This is a genomic window from Clostridioides sp. ZZV14-6009 (assembly GCF_020658095.1).
Taxonomy (GTDB): domain Bacteria; phylum Bacillota; class Clostridia; order Peptostreptococcales; family Peptostreptococcaceae; genus Clostridioides.
This window is the reverse complement of sequence record NZ_JAGWDG010000001.1, coordinates 335,867-355,249: the sequence shown is the minus strand read 5'-3', so window position 1 is coordinate 355,249 and position 19,383 is coordinate 335,867. Positions and strand designations below refer to the sequence as shown.

Annotated in this window: 17 protein-coding genes and 1 riboswitch; of the genes, 3 read left to right on the top strand and 14 right to left on the bottom strand. The window is 25.2% G+C overall.

From position 1 onward, the window contains the following. Window positions 1-129: 129 nt before the first annotated feature. The 4 genes from KGF36_RS01550 to KGF36_RS01535 all read right to left on the bottom strand — a co-directional run bounded on the left by KGF36_RS01550 (window position 130) and on the right by KGF36_RS01535 (window position 6,444). Entirely contained in the window at window positions 130-2,130 is a 2,001-nt protein-coding gene (locus KGF36_RS01550; RefSeq protein WP_227829284.1) for a sigma 54-interacting transcriptional regulator, read from the bottom strand. A 12-nt stretch (window positions 2,131-2,142) separates the two neighbouring features. Further along, on the bottom strand, window positions 2,143-3,969 hold the full coding sequence (locus tag KGF36_RS01545) for a diguanylate cyclase domain-containing protein (protein WP_413926696.1): 1,827 nt from the start codon (window positions 3,967-3,969) through the stop codon (window positions 2,143-2,145). An 83-nt stretch (window positions 3,970-4,052) separates the two neighbouring features. Next, window positions 4,053-5,684: a GGDEF domain-containing protein gene (locus tag KGF36_RS01540; RefSeq protein WP_227854518.1), complete on the bottom strand. Its 1,632-nt coding sequence runs from the start codon at window positions 5,682-5,684 to the stop codon at window positions 4,053-4,055. A 340-nt stretch (window positions 5,685-6,024) separates the two neighbouring features. Next, a complete protein-coding gene (locus tag KGF36_RS01535; protein ID WP_227829287.1) occupies window positions 6,025-6,444 on the bottom strand; it encodes a DUF3785 domain-containing protein in 420 nt (139 codons plus the stop codon). A gap of 325 nt (window positions 6,445-6,769) precedes the next feature. Here KGF36_RS01535 and KGF36_RS01530 point away from each other — a divergent pair, with 325 nt between their 5' ends. After that, window positions 6,770-6,952: a hypothetical protein gene (locus tag KGF36_RS01530; protein ID WP_227829288.1), complete on the top strand. Its 183-nt coding sequence runs from the start codon at window positions 6,770-6,772 to the stop codon at window positions 6,950-6,952. Between the two features lie 356 nt (window positions 6,953-7,308). Next, entirely contained in the window at window positions 7,309-8,325 is a 1,017-nt protein-coding gene (locus KGF36_RS01525) for an alpha-hydroxy-acid oxidizing protein (RefSeq protein ID WP_227829289.1), read from the top strand. Window positions 8,326-8,449: 124 nt separating this feature from the next. Here KGF36_RS01525 and KGF36_RS01520 read toward each other — a convergent pair whose 3' ends face one another. From KGF36_RS01520 to KGF36_RS01505, 4 genes are all read right to left on the bottom strand, one after another. Beyond that, window positions 8,450-9,058 carry a peptidoglycan-binding protein gene (locus tag KGF36_RS01520; protein ID WP_227829290.1) on the bottom strand — a complete coding sequence of 203 codons (609 nt, stop codon included), beginning with the start codon at window positions 9,056-9,058 and terminating at the stop codon, window positions 8,450-8,452. Window positions 9,059-9,076: 18 nt separating this feature from the next. Next, complete coding sequence (locus KGF36_RS01515) at window positions 9,077-10,213, bottom strand: M56 family metallopeptidase (RefSeq protein ID WP_227829291.1); 1,137 nt, start codon at window positions 10,211-10,213, stop codon at window positions 9,077-9,079. Window positions 10,214-10,377: 164 nt separating this feature from the next. Continuing rightward, window positions 10,378-11,529 (bottom strand): M56 family metallopeptidase, encoded by a 1,152-nt coding sequence (locus tag KGF36_RS01510; protein ID WP_227829292.1) that lies wholly within the window; start codon window positions 11,527-11,529, stop codon window positions 10,378-10,380. After that, entirely contained in the window at window positions 11,522-11,896 is a 375-nt protein-coding gene (locus KGF36_RS01505; protein ID WP_255287733.1) for a BlaI/MecI/CopY family transcriptional regulator, read from the bottom strand. Before KGF36_RS01505 ends, KGF36_RS01510 begins: the two co-directional genes overlap by 8 nt. A 715-nt stretch (window positions 11,897-12,611) precedes the next feature. Continuing rightward, window positions 12,612-12,708, top strand: a riboswitch (cyclic di-GMP riboswitch). 48 nt (window positions 12,709-12,756) lie between these two features. On the opposite strand from KGF36_RS01505, the gene KGF36_RS01500 reads away from it, so the two are divergent. Then, window positions 12,757-12,933, top strand: a complete 177-nt coding sequence (locus tag KGF36_RS01500; RefSeq protein ID WP_227829293.1) for a hypothetical protein — start codon at window positions 12,757-12,759, stop codon at window positions 12,931-12,933. 560 nt (window positions 12,934-13,493) lie between these two features. Here KGF36_RS01500 and KGF36_RS01495 read toward each other — a convergent pair. The 6 genes from KGF36_RS01495 to KGF36_RS01470 all read right to left on the bottom strand — a co-directional run bounded on the left by KGF36_RS01495 (window position 13,494) and on the right by KGF36_RS01470 (window position 19,131). Next, window positions 13,494-14,504 carry a biosynthetic peptidoglycan transglycosylase gene (locus tag KGF36_RS01495; protein ID WP_227829294.1) on the bottom strand — a complete coding sequence of 337 codons (1,011 nt, stop codon included), beginning with the start codon at window positions 14,502-14,504 and terminating at the stop codon, window positions 13,494-13,496. A 127-nt stretch (window positions 14,505-14,631) separates the two neighbouring features. Then, window positions 14,632-15,138: a 3'-5' exonuclease gene (locus KGF36_RS01490; RefSeq protein ID WP_227829295.1), complete on the bottom strand. Its 507-nt coding sequence runs from the start codon at window positions 15,136-15,138 to the stop codon at window positions 14,632-14,634. Between the two features lie 158 nt (window positions 15,139-15,296). Continuing rightward, the gene (locus tag KGF36_RS01485) at window positions 15,297-15,968 is read right to left on the bottom strand and encodes an MORN repeat-containing protein (protein ID WP_227829296.1); all 672 of its coding nucleotides are present in this window, start codon (window positions 15,966-15,968) and stop codon (window positions 15,297-15,299) included. Window positions 15,969-16,315: 347 nt separating this feature from the next. After that, on the bottom strand, window positions 16,316-16,822 hold the full coding sequence (locus KGF36_RS01480) for a flavin reductase (protein WP_227829297.1): 507 nt from the start codon (window positions 16,820-16,822) through the stop codon (window positions 16,316-16,318). Window positions 16,823-17,195: 373 nt separating this feature from the next. Continuing rightward, complete coding sequence (locus tag KGF36_RS01475) at window positions 17,196-18,233, bottom strand: 3'-5' exonuclease (RefSeq protein WP_227850095.1); 1,038 nt, start codon at window positions 18,231-18,233, stop codon at window positions 17,196-17,198. A gap of 37 nt (window positions 18,234-18,270) precedes the next feature. Next, window positions 18,271-19,131 (bottom strand): tRNA 2-thiocytidine biosynthesis TtcA family protein, encoded by an 861-nt coding sequence (locus KGF36_RS01470; protein ID WP_227828253.1) that lies wholly within the window; start codon window positions 19,129-19,131, stop codon window positions 18,271-18,273. Window positions 19,132-19,383: the final 252 nt, after the last annotated feature.

Sequence of the window (19,383 nt, the reverse complement as noted above, 5' to 3'; positions counted from 1 at the left end):
GTTATTTTTCTTATAAATCTATGTGCTTGTCTGAAAAAATAAAATTCCACAAAAAAATAATGTTAACTTTTTTTAACATTTGTTTTAAAAAATTAACATCACTTCAAAATAATCTATATGTAATTATGTCTAAATATTTTTATTATATTTTTTCCATAGGGATGTTCTACTTATTCCAAGAACTTGTGCAACTTCATTTTTGGAAAGCCCCTGAGCAAAAAGCATGCTTATTATTTTTTCTTCAACATATTTATTTACTTCTTTTATATCTATACTTATCTTACCATCATTCATCTTACTTATATCTATGACTTTATCTGTAGCTTCCATACTTGCTGTTGTTTCAACATTAAATTCTTCTATACTAGAACTAGGTACTGTTTCTTTAACCTTAAAGTTTTGCTCTTTTCTTAATTTAATTTTTCCTGTCACAACATACTTTTGAGCTATTGTTTTTAGCTCTCTCACATTTCCAGGCCAACTATAATTATACAGCGCATCTATCTCATCCTTAGTTAGAGCAAAATTTTCATCTATACTGTTTATTCCATTTAAACCATCATCCTTTAGCACTTCATTTACAAAATTATTGAACAATGGTATTATATCTTCTCTTCTATCTCTTAAAGGAGGGATGTTTATCTCTAAACTACTTAATCTATAAAATAAGTCAGCTCTAAATGTACCCATAACTATTTTTTCTGTTAAAAATTCATTGGTAGCTGCTATGATTCTAATATCCAAAGGTATTATATAGTCAGAACCAATTCTCATTATTTGTCGTTCCTCTATTACTCTTAATAGTTTTGTCTGAATATTAAATGAGAGACTGTTTATTTCATCAAGAAAAAGAGTTCCTCCATGAGCAAGTTCAAATAACCCTCTTTTTCCACCTTTCCTAGCGCCTGTAAATGCACCTTCTTCATATCCAAAAAGCTCACTTTCAAGTAAGTTTTCTGCTATAGTAGCACAGTTTATGGCCACAAAAGGTCTATCTTTTCTTTTGCTTATGTTATGTATACTATGGGCTATAATTTCTTTACCAGACCCACTTTCTCCATAAAGTAGCGTTGTATAATCACTTTTTCCGATTTTTTTAGCTTCTTCAATAAATTCCTTAGTTAATTTATCTTTAAATAAAAAATCATCAAAAGTATATCTAGCATATAGACCTTTTTGATTTAAATCAAATCTTATTTTTCTTTCTAAATTTTGCAGTTTAGTTATATCTTGTATTATTCCTAAAACTCCATAAGTGCTATCATCTACTTTTATTAATGTTGTTCTAGTATTAACAATCAAGTTGTTTATATTCCTTATCTTTCTATCTTCTACATCATCTTTTTCATGTAGACAATCTAATAGCCATCCCATTTTGGGAAATACATCTAGAATATATTTATTAAGTGCGCATTTTCTTTCTACTTTAAGCATGTTTTTTGCACTTTCATTGTACAAAATTATACTTCCATTACTATCTATAGCAATTACTCCATCTTTTATACCATCTAATATATTTCTCAATACTTCATTATTAAACTTTTCCTCGCCTAATGTATCTAATAATTTCTTACAATACTCAACAGCTTCTCTTATAGATTCGTCACTGGCAGTTGCAAATACACTATCAATACCATATTGTCTTGCAAAGGAGCATGCCAAACCTCCACCAACTATTACAACTTCATCTTTTTGGTCTCTATACTTTATAACCTTACTTCTTATTTCGTATTTTGATTCAAACCATTCTTCAGTTATTTCAGTACTTATGACATTTCTCCAACCAACATAATCAAAAGAAACTTCATTATCTCCAAGTATTAATACTACTTTTTTAGAATATCTCTTTGCCATTTCTATTGCTCTTAGAAGGTCAGTTGATTTCATATTCATGGGTATTACAGGTACACTTACTGTGTCTATTACTAAACTATAACCTCCACCTCTACCGATTATAGCTTGAGCACCTTTCTCAACAAGTATACGTCCTTGATTTTCCATTAAATCAAGATTAAGTATGTCGATTATTATAGTTCCATTTTCTACATCTTCTCTATATAATTCTTCTATTCTTTCTTTTAATTCAATATCAGAGGCTATAATTCCTATCTTCTTTTGCAATAAAATCACCTCAATTTTAAATTATAGTATATACTGATTTCTACCTGCTTTTTTGGATTTATATAGGTTTTTGTCTGCATCTTCAATTAATATTTCGACATCTTTTCTACTACAACATCTTTTTATACTTACTCCAGCACTTATAGTCACATAATTTTCTACTTTAGAGTATATATGTTCAATTCCTTCAAATTCAAGAAGTTTAAAAACTCTTTTAATATATATTTCTATCTTATCGATTTCTTCAACATTTATTGATTTTATAGAATCTACTAATATTAAGATTTCCTCTCCTCCATATCTAATTATGTGTTCAGTAATATCTATAAATACATTTTTTATAATATCAGTTACTTTAATTATAACTTTATCTCCTGCTGGATGACCATAGTTATCATTATAGCTTTTAAAATAATCTATATCAATCAATATTGCCATCATATTTTTATCTCTACCTTCATTGAATAAATTCAATTGTTGTTCTAAGTATCTTCTATTATATAGTCTAGTTAGTCCATCAGTTAAAATATCATTTTCCAATTTCTTATTATCATCTACAAGTAATCTTAAACTTTCTTGTTTTTGTCTTAACTCATATTGTTTATGAATACCTTGTGATGTTTTATAAGAATTGTTTTTTTCCCACTTATCTGAATACCAATCCATACTTTTATAATATTCAATTGCTAGTTTGAACTCTTTTTTCAATTCATATCCTTTTGCTATTAGACCATAAAACATCGACATTTTTTTAGGATTTGATGAGCTTTTTTTAACTAAGTTTAAACCTTTTAAATAATATCTTATTCCTTCATCTACATTGTTAAATTTTATATATAAATCTCCATACAACTTATAAATATAATCTAATTTAGAATTATATATAAAAACATCTCCAAAACTTTTATATATGTTTTTTGATAAAATCAAATATGCATTTACTCTTTCAAAATTACAAGTATCTTTCTTTAACTCAATTTCGGCTGAATATAAAAATATGAATGAATACAAATAATCTTTATATACACCTTCAACAACATCCATCAGTTTTATAGTTTTTTCTAAAACAACTTCTGCTTCTTTATTCATATCTTCTCTTAAATATGCCCATATAAGGTCTATTTTTATTGCTACTCTTTCAGTTGAACATACTGAATTATTATTATGTGCAACATCTAGTGCATTTTTTATATACTTTATAGCTTCTCTGTTATTCCCACTTTCTAAATAACAGAGGCTTATTATACATTTGCAAAAAGCTTCTATAGAATATAGATTATTTTCCTGGGCTAGTCTTAGACATTCAATCAAATACTCCATACTTTTTATAAAGTTGTTAAATAAGTATAGATATACCCTACCAAATATATAATTTGCTCTACTTACAAGAACTTTATTTTTTAATTTTTTAAAAAAAGATACTTCCTCTACTAAGAGTACTACTTCAGCTTTAGTTTTATATAATGCACTTATTTCTACACATAAACTCATATTGAACAAGACCAATAATTCATTCAAACGTTGTTGTTTTATAATTTTCTTGGCTAAAAAATAAAAATGATTTGCTTTATCATATTTTTTTATAGAAATAGCAGATAGAGTAAGATAAATATAAATCTTAGATATTATATCTGCATCATCTTTTAATGATAATTGTTTAATATCTTTTAGTGAATCCATCAAATAGTTATACGATGCTTCTCTATCTTTTTTTACATAGTTTATTAGACTAATTAAATATAAAATATATACTTTATCTTTAGCATCTATTTTTGTATTTAAAAGGTCTTTGTGATAATCCAAGATGTAGTTTAAATCGGTTAAATTCAGATAGAACTTAGTCAACATATCATATTCTATCTTTTTTATATTTCTCTTTAAATCTTCTATTAAACTCCCTTTCAAGTAAATCACCAATCCTATTTCAACAATTAAAAATTCTTAAAATCATAATAATGCAAACATCTATTTCTTCCATTTTGTTTTGCTTTGTATAAGGCTTTATCCGCATTTTCAATTATTTCACTTATATCTATACTACTATTTTTACATGTATCAATACCAATACTAATCGTCAAATTATCATTTAAGAATTTTTTTACAACCTTACATAACTTTTTTCCAAATACCTTGCTTTTTCTATAATCTTTGCATATAGACAATATTAAAAATTCCTCTCCTCCATACCTTATAACAGACATGTCCTCTTTTAAATATCTTTTTATTATCATAGTTATATTTTTAAGAGCAACATCGCCATTATAATGACCATGAGTGTCATTGTATTCCTTAAAATAATCTACATCTATCATAAATGCAGTACTGTATTCACTAATCTCTTGTTTTTCTAAAAAATTATTTAAATATACCCTATTATAAGCATTTGTCAAAGGATCAATATATTTTTTCTTATCTAAATCGAGTTTTATTTTCTTCATATTATTTATTTCTTTTTCGATATGTTCATGTCTATAATTTAAAGAGTCTATATAATTTCTATTCCTAGCTTTCATATACATCTGTTTTAACTCATAGTACATTTTAAAGTATTTCATACTCATTTCATAATCTTGTATCTTCTCAAAACACATGTGTATAGTTTTATATGCTTCTTTTACATAATTATAATTTTTAGCCTCTTTAGCCTTTTCAAGAAGCTTTTTGCTTGTAATTAAAGCATTTTCATAATTTTCAAATATATAATATATATTAACCTGATGATAAATTAATTCTAAATCATATATTATATACTCCTCTACACTATTTATGTTATTTAATAAACTCTTAGCCCGATTTAAATAACAAGTTGATTGCTCAAATGATTTCTCATTACTTTCTGTATAGTACATAGCTAGATTTATACATAAGTCTAATTTTTCTACTTCTTTTAAATCTTGATTCTTAAATTTTTCCAAATATACTTCAGATTTTGCTAAATTATTTATAGCACCTGAATAGTCTTTAGTTTTTATTAATAATTTAGTTATATTATTTGATGCTCTATACTTTTGAATCATATTTACGTTTGTATATTTCTTATTCTTTATTACTTCATTAAAGTATTCTCTTGCTCCTTCATAATTTTCAAATGAACATTCACATTCCCCTAGCTTTATATTGCATAGTGAGCATACTTCTATATCTTTTGATAAGTCTGCATATTTTCTTGCTTTTAAGAAATTCATTTTAGCAATTAATGCATCATCTAAAAATAAAAAATATATCTTCCCAATTATAAAAAAATATATTTTTTTACAATTAAAATCATTAGTTTCTTTTACTTTTATATATAAGTCTTCTATTTCCTTAATTATTATAGAAGAATCAATACATTTACTTGCTTTAATATAAATCAATTGAGATTCAAAAATAATTTCTTCAACTAAAAAATTGCTATCCTTACAAATAAGATTAAATTTATCTATATATAGATTTGCTCTATTTACATCTTCATTCTTTAAACTTAAAATGGCTATTTGTGAATAAAATCGTGCTAAAAACACATAATCTTTAGGTAAGTATTGTTCAATATATTTACAGGAAATCAAAATATACTTTTTCATTTTTTCACTAAATCCTTGAATCCCATACAGTAAAGCTAGCAAAAAATTTAATTTTAATAACATTAAACTACTTTGTTCAGTTTTATAGTAATTAATTGAATTGTTAATTTCATCAATTCTTTTTTCAAAAAAGTCATTATTATTTAATAGTTTCTCATTCAAGGTCAGTTTAAACATTGAGTCTAAAATTATACTATCTATATCTTCCAAATATTTATTATATATTGTAACCCACCTCCGACTTTCATTATCTCATAAATTTAGTAATTTTCCATACTATTTTTAAAAAAAGTCGGTGTCTCAATTTAGAAATTTCTCCTAAATTAAGACATAAGTTACCCTAAACTATACAATTTTCTATTTGAATTATATAATCTTGACAATTTTCGCAAATTATCACACTTACAATGTAACTATTATCAACTTTATTTGCTCTTGATAATTTATTAAAAGACATCCCTTTATAATCATTAGATATATTACTTATTACATATTTTCCATCTTTACTAAAAATATAAAAATGATATTCTAAAAATGGAAAGAATTTCTTCTTTTCTTTTACACCCTCTAAGCATAATGGGCATGCTTCTTGATAGTATTCTATATCAAAATCAACCTCTTCTGATTCATTAAGTATCTCAATTATTTTTGGAATACTTATTCCTTGAATTGGACTTTCTTCATCATTTATTAAGCCACTGCAATTATCCTCTTTTAATGAATATTCCTTATCTTCATAAATAAACTTGTACAAACTCATATTATATCCTCCTAATAATTATTAATCTCCCAAGTTATTCTACCACTTAAACATTCCTAATAAAAGTAATTGTTATATAATTTTATAATATTTGTAATTAAGTAAGTTATATATATATATTGTATACATATAACTTGCTTAATTATCTTAAAACCCAATTTTACGTTTTGAACATCCAGTTTTTCAAAACCTATTGTCAAAATTCACTTTACCTATTAATATAAGGATATAAATATAGAGATTGAATATAAATGTAACACACTTAACTATTTTATAAGATACGATTTAGTATCAAATTTTATATATTGTATAGGGGGAGATACAGATGTATAAAGATAAAAGTGATGAATGTATACACTTAATGACTGCATATATTGATAGCATAAGTGGATATTATTCATTTATAGACACACAATTAGATGACTTTATGTTGAAGTATGGTGAAAACATTGTTGATTCAAATTTACATAGCATTATGATGTTGCTTTGTAAATGGGGATTAGCCTAACATTTTGAGCAACTTTTTTGTATATTGTATTCTATATTATTTATTCATTAATAAAAAAGAAATTGACATAAATTTAAAAGCTATATTGAAAGGCTATATATAGATAAAAAAAATCTATATATAGCCTTTTTGAATTTTAATAAATATCTTATATATACACGATATCAATAAAAACAATTTAAGTTTATTTAAATTTTATTTATCCTATATGTTATAATTTACTTACATACAATAATAAAAATATCTAATATGTATTATTCAGTTTAACTAATCACAATATCATCTCTTCATTTACAATTAAGATATTTTCAATATAGTAATACTCAATTTTAATATAACGAAAAGGAGAATTTGATATGAACTATAATGAATTATTAAAATCTGCTAGAGAAAACTTTAATGGAAAGTGTAAAGTCTGTAAGATTTGTAATGGAGTAGCTTGTGCTGGAAATGTTCCTGGCATGGGAGGAAAAGGAAGTGGCTCTTCTTTTATAGAAAATAGAAGAAGCTTGGAAAGAGTAAAGATAAATATGAGAGTAATACATAATGTTTCAAATCCAGATACTACTATCGAGTTATTTGGTAAAAAAATGAGTGCTCCTATATTTGCTGCACCTGTATCAGGTACTATGTTAAATATGGGTGGTAAGATTTCTGAAAAAGAATATATCGAACCTGTTGTTAGAGGTTGCTCTAATTCTGGAATCTATGCCATGGTTGGCGATACTAATGTAGATACTTTTTTATTGAATAATTTAGATGTTTTAAAAGATAATGCTGGAAATGGAATTGTATTTATAAAACCTTGGAAAAATTCAAAGATAATAGAAAAAATTAGATTGTCTGAAGAGGCTGGTGCTTTTGCAGTTGGTGTAGACCTTGACGCTTGTGGATTGATTAATAATCAGCTTCAAGAAAATCCTTTTTCACCTAAGACAATTGATGAGATTAGAGAGTTGGTTGAAGCGACTAGATTGCCTTTTATAATAAAGGGAATTATGACTGTGGATGATGCTTTGATGGCTGTAGAGTCTGGAGCTAGTGCTATTGTTGTTTCAAATCACGGTGGAAGGGTGCTTGATTATACTCCTGGTACTTGTGAGGTACTTCCAGATATAGCTAAGGCTGTAAAAGGAAAGATAACTATACTTGCTGATGGAGGTGTTAGAACTGGTGTTGATGTGGTTAAGATGCTAGGTTTGGGTGCTGATGCTGTTTTGATGGGAAGACCTTTTGTTACTGCTTCTTTTGGTGGTGGTCTTGATAGTGTTGAGTTTTTTATAGATAAGACTAGGAATGAGTTATGTGAGACTATGATTTTGACTGGTTGTCAAGAGATTAAGGATATTGATGGTAGGGTTATATGGAAGTGATTATAAAATAGTTTTATAACATCTATATTTAAATGGTATATCATTTTACATGTAAAAATAGTGTCTCACTTATTTAATAAATAATATTGAGACACTATTTTTTAATCATTTTTAGATTTTAATTCTATGAAAAACTAGGATCAGTTAGTCTACCCAATTTATCCCAAGTAGCTGAACCAACTACTCCATCTGCAGATAAACTATATTTTCTTTGAAAACTCACAACTGCATTATATGTATCATTTCCAAATATACTGTCTACAAGTACATTATAATTAAGTAACCCTAAAAGAACTTGTGCACAGTTAACTTCTGTACCACGAGTGTTATGACCATAACCTACAAGTTTTGTTGTACTTATTGTATAATTTGCACCACCTGAAATTTTTATAGTTTTTTTACTAGGATTATAATCCACATAATAATTTGTATAAACTCCTGGAGTATCTCCTTCACTCATAAAATTAGCTCTTTCTGGTACAAATATTTCATCATCTGCTTGAGGTATAATATTCAATGCTGCACATTTAGCTGCATAAATTTCTTTTATTTCATTTGGCGCATTTTCATATTTATATGTATATCCAGACAATACAGCAGACTTTGGAATTTCCTCTAAAATGGACTCCATATTTACTCCTGCATTTTTTTCTGTTTCTCCAAATGCAATATTAGTAAAAGTAAACATTAAACAACACACAACAGCCAATACTTTTCTTGATTTTTTTAACATAAAATCCTCCTTATATAATTATTTTTTTAATTCATTATAATACTTTGTGGGTATTTCTATTCTATCAGAAGCTTTTGGAACTATTCCATTTGCCTTACATTTTTCCTCATAAATTTTTCTAATTTCGGGTGGAGCATCTTTATATAAAAATGTTTGAAATTGGTCATTAGGATTATTCTTTATAACTTCAGTAGTTTTGATTGTCACTTCATTAGAATTCTTGTCAGCTTTAACTTGAGCATCAACTTCAGCAAAAGATATAATAGAAATTATAGAAACTAAAATACCTATAAATATTCCACTTCTACCCTTCTTTTTAACAATACTCTCAAGTCTTTTTTCTAAATTTGTCTTATTAAATTCAGTTGTTAAAATCCCACTTTGATAATTTTTACTTAACTTAATTGATTTTATAAGTGCTAATGCATATTCTTTTTTCTCTTTTAAAGAACAACCTGACAAAACACTTTCATCACAACATAATTCACAGTCTATATTTATTCTATTGCTCATTATATAAACAAGTGGATTAAACCAATATATTATTTTTACAGACAATACTAAAAATTTTATTACAATATCTTTGTTTTTAAAATGTACTAATTCATGCCTTAAAACCCAATTTAATTCATCCTTACTATAAAGATAATCTGGTAAAAATATATATGATTTAAATAATCCCATGCCTGCTGGACTTATCAATTCATCAGAACCTCTTAGCTCAATGTTCTTTTTTATATCTAACTCTTTCAATAAATTCTTATAAATACAATTAACATTATCATCTTTTATATCATAGGACACATCAACAACAAAATTTTTAAATCTTTTATATTTCATGAATGTATAAAGTGTAATTACTATAGTTATAAATATCCATAAATAAACTAAATACAGCATAAAATTATTATTTGTAGGAACATTAATTTTATTAATGTTATTTATTAATATATTGCTTTCAGACTCTTTTATTTCATATTCTATTTTATAATTAAATAGGAAAAGTAACATCCTAAAGACTATTATTAACCAAATATAATAGTTAAACTTTTTGCTAAAATTCTTAAATAAACATCTTTTCAAAAACAATAATAGGCAAATACCAAAACTACAAACAATAGTTGTTTGTATAAGATTTTCAAAAACTTGTACCATATAATTTTACATCCTTTAAATTATTGAAATAGTTTTAAAAAAATCAATCTTACTTTGACTATAATTTTATTTTCATCTGCTTTCTTATTCTACTGCTTTGACAACATCATTTAAGCTTACTATAGTACATACTCAGTAAATAAATTTCATTACCTTTATAGTTACTATTTTTTTAATTCATTATAATACTTAGTAGGTATTTCTATTTTGTCAGAATCCTTTGGAACTATTCCATTTGCCTTACATTTCTCCTCATAAATCTTTTTAACTTCAGGAGGAGCATCTTTATATAAAAATGTTTGAAACTGATCATTAGGATTATTCTTTATGACTTCATTATCTTTACTTGTCACTTCATTAGAATTCTTATCAATTTTAACTTGGGCATCAACTTCAATAAAAGATGTTATAGAAATCATAAATACTAAAATAGCAATTAATATTCCACTTCTACCCTTCTTTTTAACAATATTCTCAAGTCTCTTTTCTAAATTTGTCTTACTAAACTCTGTTGTCAAAATTCCACTATGATAATTCTTACTCATCTTAATTGATTTTATAAGTGCTAACGCATATTCTTTTTTCTCTTTTAGAGAACAATCATTCAAAACACTTTCATCACAACATAATTCACAATCGATATTTACTCTATTGCTCATTATATAAACAAGTGGATTAAACCAATATATTATTTTCACAAATAACACTGCAAACTTTATTAAAAGATCTTTGTTTTTAAAGTGCATCAATTCATGTCTTAAAATCCAATTTAACTCATCCTTGCTATAAGGATAATCTGGTAAAAATATGTACGATTTGAACAATCCCATACCTGCTGGACTTATCAGTTCATCAGAACCTCTTAATTCAATTTTCTTTTTTATATTTAACTCTTTCAGTAAATCTTTATAAAGACAGTTAACATCATCATCTTCTATATCATAAGATACATCGACAACAAGATTTTTAAATTTTGTATACTTTACAAACGTATACACTGCAATAACTATAGCTACAAATATCCATAAATAAGCTAAATACAACATAAAATTATTATCTGTAGGAACATTGATTTCTGTAATATTATTTCCTACTGCATTATTGCTTTTCGATTCTTTTACTTCATACACTATTGTATAATTAAACATAAAAAGCAACATCCTAAAGACTACTATTAACCAAATATAATAATTGAACCTTTTACTAAAATTCTTAAATAAATATCTTTTCAAAAATAATAATAGACAAATACCAAGACTACATATAATAGTTGTCTGTATAAGATTTTCAAAAACTTGTACCATATAACTATTCATCCTTTAAATTATCAAAGTAATTTTCTAGAAAATCTAGCTTATTTTTATCTATAGCTTCATCCTCATGTAAAGCTGACATTAAACTTACCAAAGAATCATTATGTATGTTGCTTAGGAAATCCTTTGTCTCAAAGTTTAAATAATCCTGATGCTTAACCACTATTGTGTAATGTGTATATCTGTCTATTTTTTGAGCATGTAGGAATTCTTTTTTTACTAGTCTTGATAAAAGTGTCAGTGTTGTGGTTTGTTTCCATCCATATTTTTGCTCCATTGCTTCAATAACATCTTTTGATGTTACTGTAGCATCTACTCTCCAAATAAATTTCATTACTTTTAGTTCTGCTTGTGGTATTTTTCTTATCATTATTTACACCTCCCCCAAAACTCTTTCTAACATAATTCTACAACAAGAGAATTTTTTAGTCAAATACTTTATGAAAAAATTGTGAATTTTTGCATTTTATGTTAATTTTCTAATCTTTTTTAAAATATTAAAAGTTAGATTTAATAATATAATTCATTAAAACTTTTATTATATTATTAATAACGACAATATATTAATATTTTTATCTTGAGTAGTATCTAATATGAATATTCCTTTTTTACACACAAAGAACATTATAATACTTTTGTGGGAAATAAACTAGACTAATCTTTAAATTACTTTTGATATTAAATTTTTATGTATATTTTTTAAAAATCTCTTGTTTCAAAGCTAAAATACTTTCTTTGTTTTACTACCACATTATAGTGTAAGTCAATTTATGCATAAATAAATTCTATCTCAATAGAGTCTTATATGCAAGAGAATTAAAGCAAACCTTTTCATCCAATTTTTACCATATAAGTTTTTTTAAATTCTTCTTTTTTCATACCCTATCATTTCCTAATATTTTCTCTAGCCTAAATTAATGATAGGTGCTTTTTAATACACAACTACATACAAGTATTTCCATATAATTTATGCATTCATTTTGTTTTTTGAAGCAAAATATTTTTCATAATTTAAAATTTTTTTTATTTTCTCATAATAATATTGAATAATTGATTATATTCTAGTATTATATAGGTGTAGAATAAAACTAAATCGGCAAAACTAGAGAAATTTAGTGACGCAAAGCTATAGGGACTAAGACTTATAAAGTATCTTATGAGTTATGTCAGCCAGTTGCCAAAAAGATATTTTCTTTTTGTTTTTATGAAAGTTTTTTAGGGGGATGTAAAATGTTTATGGAAAAAATAGATACGTGTACACATGTATTAACTGCTTATATTAGTAGTTCACATGATTATTGTAATTTTATAGATACACTGCTAGATGATTTTATGCTAGAGTACGGAGAAAATGTAGTAGAATCATATTTATATCAAGTGATGGTCTTGGTAAATAAGCATAATTAGATAGATTTTATTTTCTAGAAAATCCTTTTTAGTTTTATCTACTTTTAAATAATCTTATAATAAATGATACAAATTTAATTCAAGTATATTTATTTTTTATATTATAATCTTTATGGTTTTATTTTTTATAAAATTATATATAATGAAGATGTAAAATAATATCAAAAACAAAAAAAGAAACTACAATCTATTGCTCTAGAGTGAAGTTTCATAATCAACTGTAGTAAGCTATTTTTTATAACACTCAATTTTTATATCAAGCTCAAAATCACTCTTTCACTAAGAGTGACTTTTTACTTTTTGAGAAACAATATATATTTCTTAAGAAACAATACTAAGGTATATAAATCTAACTGTTAAACTAACACTCTAAATAAAAATTCACTCATTTCTCTAACTCATTTCTTATTAATAGATTGATTGTAGAATATAAAACTATAAATATTTTCAAGAATATATAAAATAATTTGCCACCAAATTATAACTTATAGTAGCAATATGGTGGCAAATCAAACTTTTATTATATTCTATATATTGACAACACTATATTTTTTACAAATTTAATCAATCTCTGACTTAAATGGAGTATCATCAGCCTTTGCTATTCTGTATTCTTTATCAGTTATATAACCAAGTTCATGCATTTTATACAATACAGTCAACTGTCTCTTTTTAGCCTCTCCATGGTCAATATACCTAGCAGGATTATTGGTCATACCTGCAAGCATAGCACATTCAGCTAGGTTTAACTCTCCAACTTTTTTACCAAAATACACTTCAGCTCCTTTTGCAGCTCCATATGCATTTTTTCCTAGGTACATATTATTTAAATAAGCTTCAAGGATTTCATCTTTACTCATAATCTTATTCATCTGCTTTGCATTATACATGTCCCTTATTTTTCTCTTCATAGTTTTATCGTCACTTGTAAGCAGATTTTTTGAAACTTGCATATCTATAGTACTTCCTCCTTGTGTTGTATCTGTAAACACATTATTAAGTACTGACCTAGCTAAAGAAATAACATCTACTCCTTTATGCTTATAAAATCTCTCATCTTCTATGGAAACTATAGCCTGTTTTAAGTCCTTTGGCATTTGTTTTATACTGACAACCTCACTACTTATATATTTAGACTTAATTAATTTCTTAGTAACTTCAGGTGAACCTTTTATAGCTGAAACTGTAAAAATTGCACCTGCAACTGAAAATATAATGAGTGCCACTAGCATAACAGATAATAATGCTCTAGCTATTTTAATTCTCTTTTGCTTTCTTCTTTTTTTACTTTTTAACTTTCTATCTCTTTGCTTGTACTCAACTCTTCGTCTATCTCTTTGACCATAATCTGTATTTAAAGGTCTTACATTATCTCTTGTAAAACTATCTCTTTTTATAATATTTTGTGAATCTACCTTTTCATTCATTCTTTTACTAGAGGCTGTCTGAGAATTTTTATTTTTTTTACTTGTTGAAGTATAAGAATGTTTAGATTTTTTATTACTATCTTTATTATTACTGACTTTTTTACGTCTTATTTTATTATTATCATCATCATTGTAATAACCCATTTTAGTCTCCCTTCTTTATATAAGGTACATTATACATTGTTCCACAAAATAAATCAAAGAACAAAATTGTAAGTTTAAGGGTCAATTTTATAAAGGATATTTTCACTAATTTTCTCTATATTTGCGATTAATATTCATCTTTTATTTTTAAAAATAGCTTTGCAGTTGCTAAAGTGTCACTATCAGCTCTATGAGCATTTATATTCTCTATATTGTAATAAGCACAAGCTGTTTCAAGCTTCTTATTTTTTCCTTTATAACTTTTACATTTTTTTAATAATTCTAGTGTACATATATAATTATTTATTGGCTCTAAGCCGAACTTTTTAAGATAGTAATTTAAAAACTTTAAATCAAATTTTGCATTATGTGCAATTATAGTTCTATCACCTATGTATTTTCTAAATCTAGGTAAAACTAACTCTAAAGACTCCTCTTTTTCTACCATTTCATTACTTATATGTGTCAATTCTGTTATAAATGAAGAAATTATACCCTTAGGTTTTATTAACCTCGAATAGTTTTTTACAATTTCGTCATTTTTTATTTCTGTTACTCCTATCTCTATTATTTCACAACCTTTATATGGATCTAATCCTGTAGTTTCTAAATCTACAACTACATATTCTTTCATATCTCTTCTCCTTATTATCAAATGGATATATTTATATTCTATATTTATACAATATACTAATCAATACTTAATTTTATATGATATATGAAATTTTTACAAATTTTACTAAAGATACAGTATATATTCCATTATAAATAAAGATTATTTTACTATAATAATTAAATTTTTATCTTATTATCACTTAATCTATTTTGATAAACATTATTATTTAATTCTTTATTGTTTAATTCTTTAAAATCTAAGCTTTTACATTGTTCATCATTTTCCCATATTCCTGCCTGCTTATTTCCATCACTTTTATATAATACACCTTTTCCATTTTTTTTATTATCTAAAAAATAGCCCTTATATATATCATTATTTGGATAAGTTAATTTTCCTAGACCATTTTTTAAACCATCTTTAAATTCCCCTGTATATATTGAACCATCTTTATAAGTATATTTACCTATTCCATGCATCTTATCATCTTTCCATAACCCTTCATATCTTTCCTTACTTGAAAAAATATATGTCCCAAATCCATTTTTCTTCCCATCAATAAACTCACCTTTATATAAATCTCCATTATCATATTTGAATACTTTTTCTCCCTTTAATTTCTTATCAATATTCTTATTTTTATCACTATTTCTATCTTGTGTATATGTTTTTTCTCTCCTTGTCTCAATTAAATCTCTATCATAACGAAAACCTTTTTTTGACTTATTTTTTATACTAGTTTTTTTCTTATTAATAAAAACTCTAGCTAATTGAATAAATATAAATGCAGACGATAAACATATAAATACACATACTATTGTTCTAAAATAACTAGTTATATTTTCCATAAAAAATCACCCTTTTATTTTCAAAATTTATTTAAAATACCGATTTAAAATACCTAATATAATATATATTTTTATTAGTTAGCATTTATACTCTTAAGACTATATATTAAGTAAATCTCATTTTAAAAGAATCTCTCTTAAAATAAACTAAGTACAATAAACACAGATAATTAATAGATACATATGAAATATCCTTGAATACTTCATATAAATATTTCTATATAAGGAAATAAAAAAGATGAACGCTAGAAAACAGAGTTCATCTTTTAATAAAAAAATATCTATTTAATAGTAATTAAAAGAAAATACCTATTTACTATTAAACATATTTTTTAAATTTATTTTATCTATTCTTTTATAAGAACCTTTACAACTTCTGATATATACATAGTATGATAATCTTTCTTTGGATACCACTTTTCATCATTTTCTTTAGCATCAAAGTTTTCTGGTGGCATAGTATCATGATATAATTTTTTACAAACCATAATCATATTAGCTTCTTCAAAAGCTACTGTATCGTCTACAAAATATGGTGTAAGTTCTGCTTTTTCTACTTTATTTATATCTCTACCAGAAATAGTACCACAAATATTTAAAGCTTCTCTGTATTTTTCATCAAAAAATGCAACTGTAAATGTGTCATTATTATCTACAAACTCTTTTGTATATCTCTGTGGTCTTATGTAAGTTGTTACAACATTTTTACTCCAATACACTCCAACACCACCCCAGCTTGCAGTCATTGTATTAAATTTGTCTGAGTTTCCTGCTGTTATAAGTAACCACTCTTTACCAATTTTAGTGAATGGATTAAATTGTAGCTCTTCAATTTTTACTTCTTTAAATCCCATAACTTCATCCTACCCTTCATCTTTTAATAAATAAGTTATTTGTTAAAAATTTAAATATATGCACTTTTATAATACAGCTTTTAAGATTATCTTCCATATTCATGTAAATTATAATACAACAAATCAATTACTTTCGCAAGAAGTAGTTTTTATATTTTTCAATCATAAAATGTCAATAAAATATATTAATTATAAAATATATAATACATTTTTTAAATTTAAAATACTATAATATTAAAAATGTAGAAAGCATATATACTTTCTACATTTATTACTATTTTATATATTTTTATAGAAGTTTAATTCCATTTAAATCTAGTTTTATTCAAAAACTATCATAATCATCAAATTTTGTTCTATTAGTTGTAACTTTCTATACTTTATTAATAGCATTTAAATTATTATTCTTATCAATATATATTTTCTCACTCTCTAAATCTTCATCAAACATCTTTATTATATTTTCTATTTCATTTTTGTATTCATCTTCATGTACTCTATAAAGCATTAAATCTTCTAATAAATCTTTTATATCAAAATACACATCTTCTAATAAATAAAAATAACCATCTTCTATATTCTTCAATTTATCTATAGTATCCAATTTTTTATCTATATCTTTTATAACTTCTATGTTTTGTATATTTATATTTATAATTGTCAATAAGTACATTCTCACAGTTTTTATTATCTCAATAGAAAAATCTACAATATCATAATTTCCTTCTTTTTTATAAAGTGATTCTTTAAATTTATCAAAACAATCATTTAAATCTGGATTTATGTTATTAAACGGAGGTCTTATTATATCTAGCATTATTAAAATATTTTGTATATCTACATTATTTGTAATTGCCTCATCTAAAATAAATAAATTATATGCATCATTTAATGGGTCATGTGCATCTCCACTAAACTCTAAATTAGCAAATTCAAGTAAATTTTTTAGTGATATATAGTTCATACATTTTATACCACACTCTATATATTTCTCTTTTATATCCACAAATAACTCTCGAATGTTGTTTACGAACCTTGGATGATTGTTTTTTTTAGAACTTCTCATATCAGTGTTATTGAAACATGTTAAATCTAAATTACCAAAAGTATATATTCCTTCAATCTCAGAAAATATGCCTAACCACTTTTTAAACTTTCTCATGACCTCTTCATAGCTTGGTGCATACTTTAATGCTTCTGAAGATATATGAGTCAACTCTTGTATATGAGGATACAACTGGGCATTACTTACTGGCTTTATTAAAGATTTAAACTTATCAATATTTTTTGTCTTTTCATCATACATAACTGCTCCAATTGCAATTATATCTGAATTTAATATATCTCTCTTTGATTTAGAATTTGGCATATTCATCTCAAAATCTATATATACTCTCTTCAATATAAACACCCTTTCCAATTGTTTATAGTGATTCCTTTAATTACTTTTATTCATAATTTTCTAAGAAAGAATGTTTCTCCCCATCTTTTTGCCACCCTAGTATTGAATCAAGATTTACATTTTCTGCTGCTTTAAATATGGATTTTTCTACATTTTTAAAATTTGGCTCTAAACTTTTTATTAAATCTTTTATCTCATATCTTTTATTTCCAGTTTTTTTAGCAGCAACCATACATGCACAATTTAAAGGCCATATACCACTATTTTGGATAAATCTTATGATATGTTCTTCTCTTATATAATAAAGTGGTCTTATGATTTTTATTCCTTCAAAATTAGTAGAATTAAGCTTAGGAAGCATAGTTTTAAAATTTCCTGCACATAACAAATTAAGCATAGTTGTTTCTATTACATCATCATAATGATGACCTAATGCAAGTTTATTACACCCTAATTCTTCTGCTTTTGAATATAATGCTCCCCTTCTCATTCTTGCACACATATAACATGGATAATCTTTTGCAATTTCATCAGCTATTTCAAATATTCTTGAATCGAATAAATGTATTGGTATATTTAAATACTCACAATTATCTACAAGTAATTGCCTTATATTCGCATGGTATCCAGGGTCCATAGCAATGAATTCAACATCAAAATTAACTTGTCCATGCCTTTTTAATTCTTGAAACATTTTAGCCATAAGAATACTATCTTTTCCTCCAGATATTGCTACAGCTATTTTATCCCCTTCTTCAACTAATTTATAATCTCTTATTGCCTTTATAAATTTAGACCATAAATGTTTTCTATATTTTTTTATAATACTTTTTTCTATATCCCTTAGTGAAAGTCTTTCCTCAAAAGGAACTATAATTTCACAGCCTTTTCCTGATAGCTCACTCATTTAATCACCTCGTATATTTATGTTAATAATATTTTACAAAAAAGTCTACCTACTTCTATAAAATACTATGATTTTTACTTTAATTTTAATAAATACTTTATAGTTTACAATAACACATAAACTTATAATAACATAAATAATGCCTTTCTTTTATTATCTTTTTTATTTTTCTCATTTAATATTTTATTATGAGTAACGATTTTTAAATGGATGAATATTATACACTAGATAGACTTACCTATCTATTTACAA

What these genes read in the sequence shown, in the direction of transcription:
- KGF36_RS01545 (WP_413926696.1), bottom strand. Translation starts at nt 3,969, where the DNA reads ATGTTGACTAAGTTCTATCTGAATTTAACCGATTTAAACTACATCTTG.
- KGF36_RS01540 (WP_227854518.1), bottom strand. Translation starts at nt 5,684, where the DNA reads ATGAAAAAGTATATTTTGATTTCCTGTAAATATATTGAACAATACTTA.
- KGF36_RS01535 (WP_227829287.1), bottom strand. Translation starts at nt 6,444, where the DNA reads ATGAGTTTGTACAAGTTTATTTATGAAGATAAGGAATATTCATTAAAA.
- KGF36_RS01530 (WP_227829288.1), top strand. Translation starts at nt 6,770, where the DNA reads ATGTATAAAGATAAAAGTGATGAATGTATACACTTAATGACTGCATAT.
- KGF36_RS01525 (WP_227829289.1), top strand. Translation starts at nt 7,309, where the DNA reads ATGAACTATAATGAATTATTAAAATCTGCTAGAGAAAACTTTAATGGA.
- KGF36_RS01520 (WP_227829290.1), bottom strand. Translation starts at nt 9,058, where the DNA reads ATGTTAAAAAAATCAAGAAAAGTATTGGCTGTTGTGTGTTGTTTAATG.
- KGF36_RS01515 (WP_227829291.1), bottom strand. Translation starts at nt 10,213, where the DNA reads ATGGTACAAGTTTTTGAAAATCTTATACAAACAACTATTGTTTGTAGT.
- KGF36_RS01510 (WP_227829292.1), bottom strand. Translation starts at nt 11,529, where the DNA reads ATGAATAGTTATATGGTACAAGTTTTTGAAAATCTTATACAGACAACT.
- KGF36_RS01505 (WP_255287733.1), bottom strand. Translation starts at nt 11,896, where the DNA reads ATGATAAGAAAAATACCACAAGCAGAACTAAAAGTAATGAAATTTATT.
- KGF36_RS01500 (WP_227829293.1), top strand. Translation starts at nt 12,757, where the DNA reads ATGTTTATGGAAAAAATAGATACGTGTACACATGTATTAACTGCTTAT.
- KGF36_RS01495 (WP_227829294.1), bottom strand. Translation starts at nt 14,504, where the DNA reads ATGGGTTATTACAATGATGATGATAATAATAAAATAAGACGTAAAAAA.
- KGF36_RS01490 (WP_227829295.1), bottom strand. Translation starts at nt 15,138, where the DNA reads ATGAAAGAATATGTAGTTGTAGATTTAGAAACTACAGGATTAGATCCA.
- KGF36_RS01485 (WP_227829296.1), bottom strand. Translation starts at nt 15,968, where the DNA reads ATGGAAAATATAACTAGTTATTTTAGAACAATAGTATGTGTATTTATA.
- KGF36_RS01480 (WP_227829297.1), bottom strand. Translation starts at nt 16,822, where the DNA reads ATGGGATTTAAAGAAGTAAAAATTGAAGAGCTACAATTTAATCCATTC.
- KGF36_RS01470 (WP_227828253.1), bottom strand. Translation starts at nt 19,131, where the DNA reads ATGAGTGAGCTATCAGGAAAAGGCTGTGAAATTATAGTTCCTTTTGAG.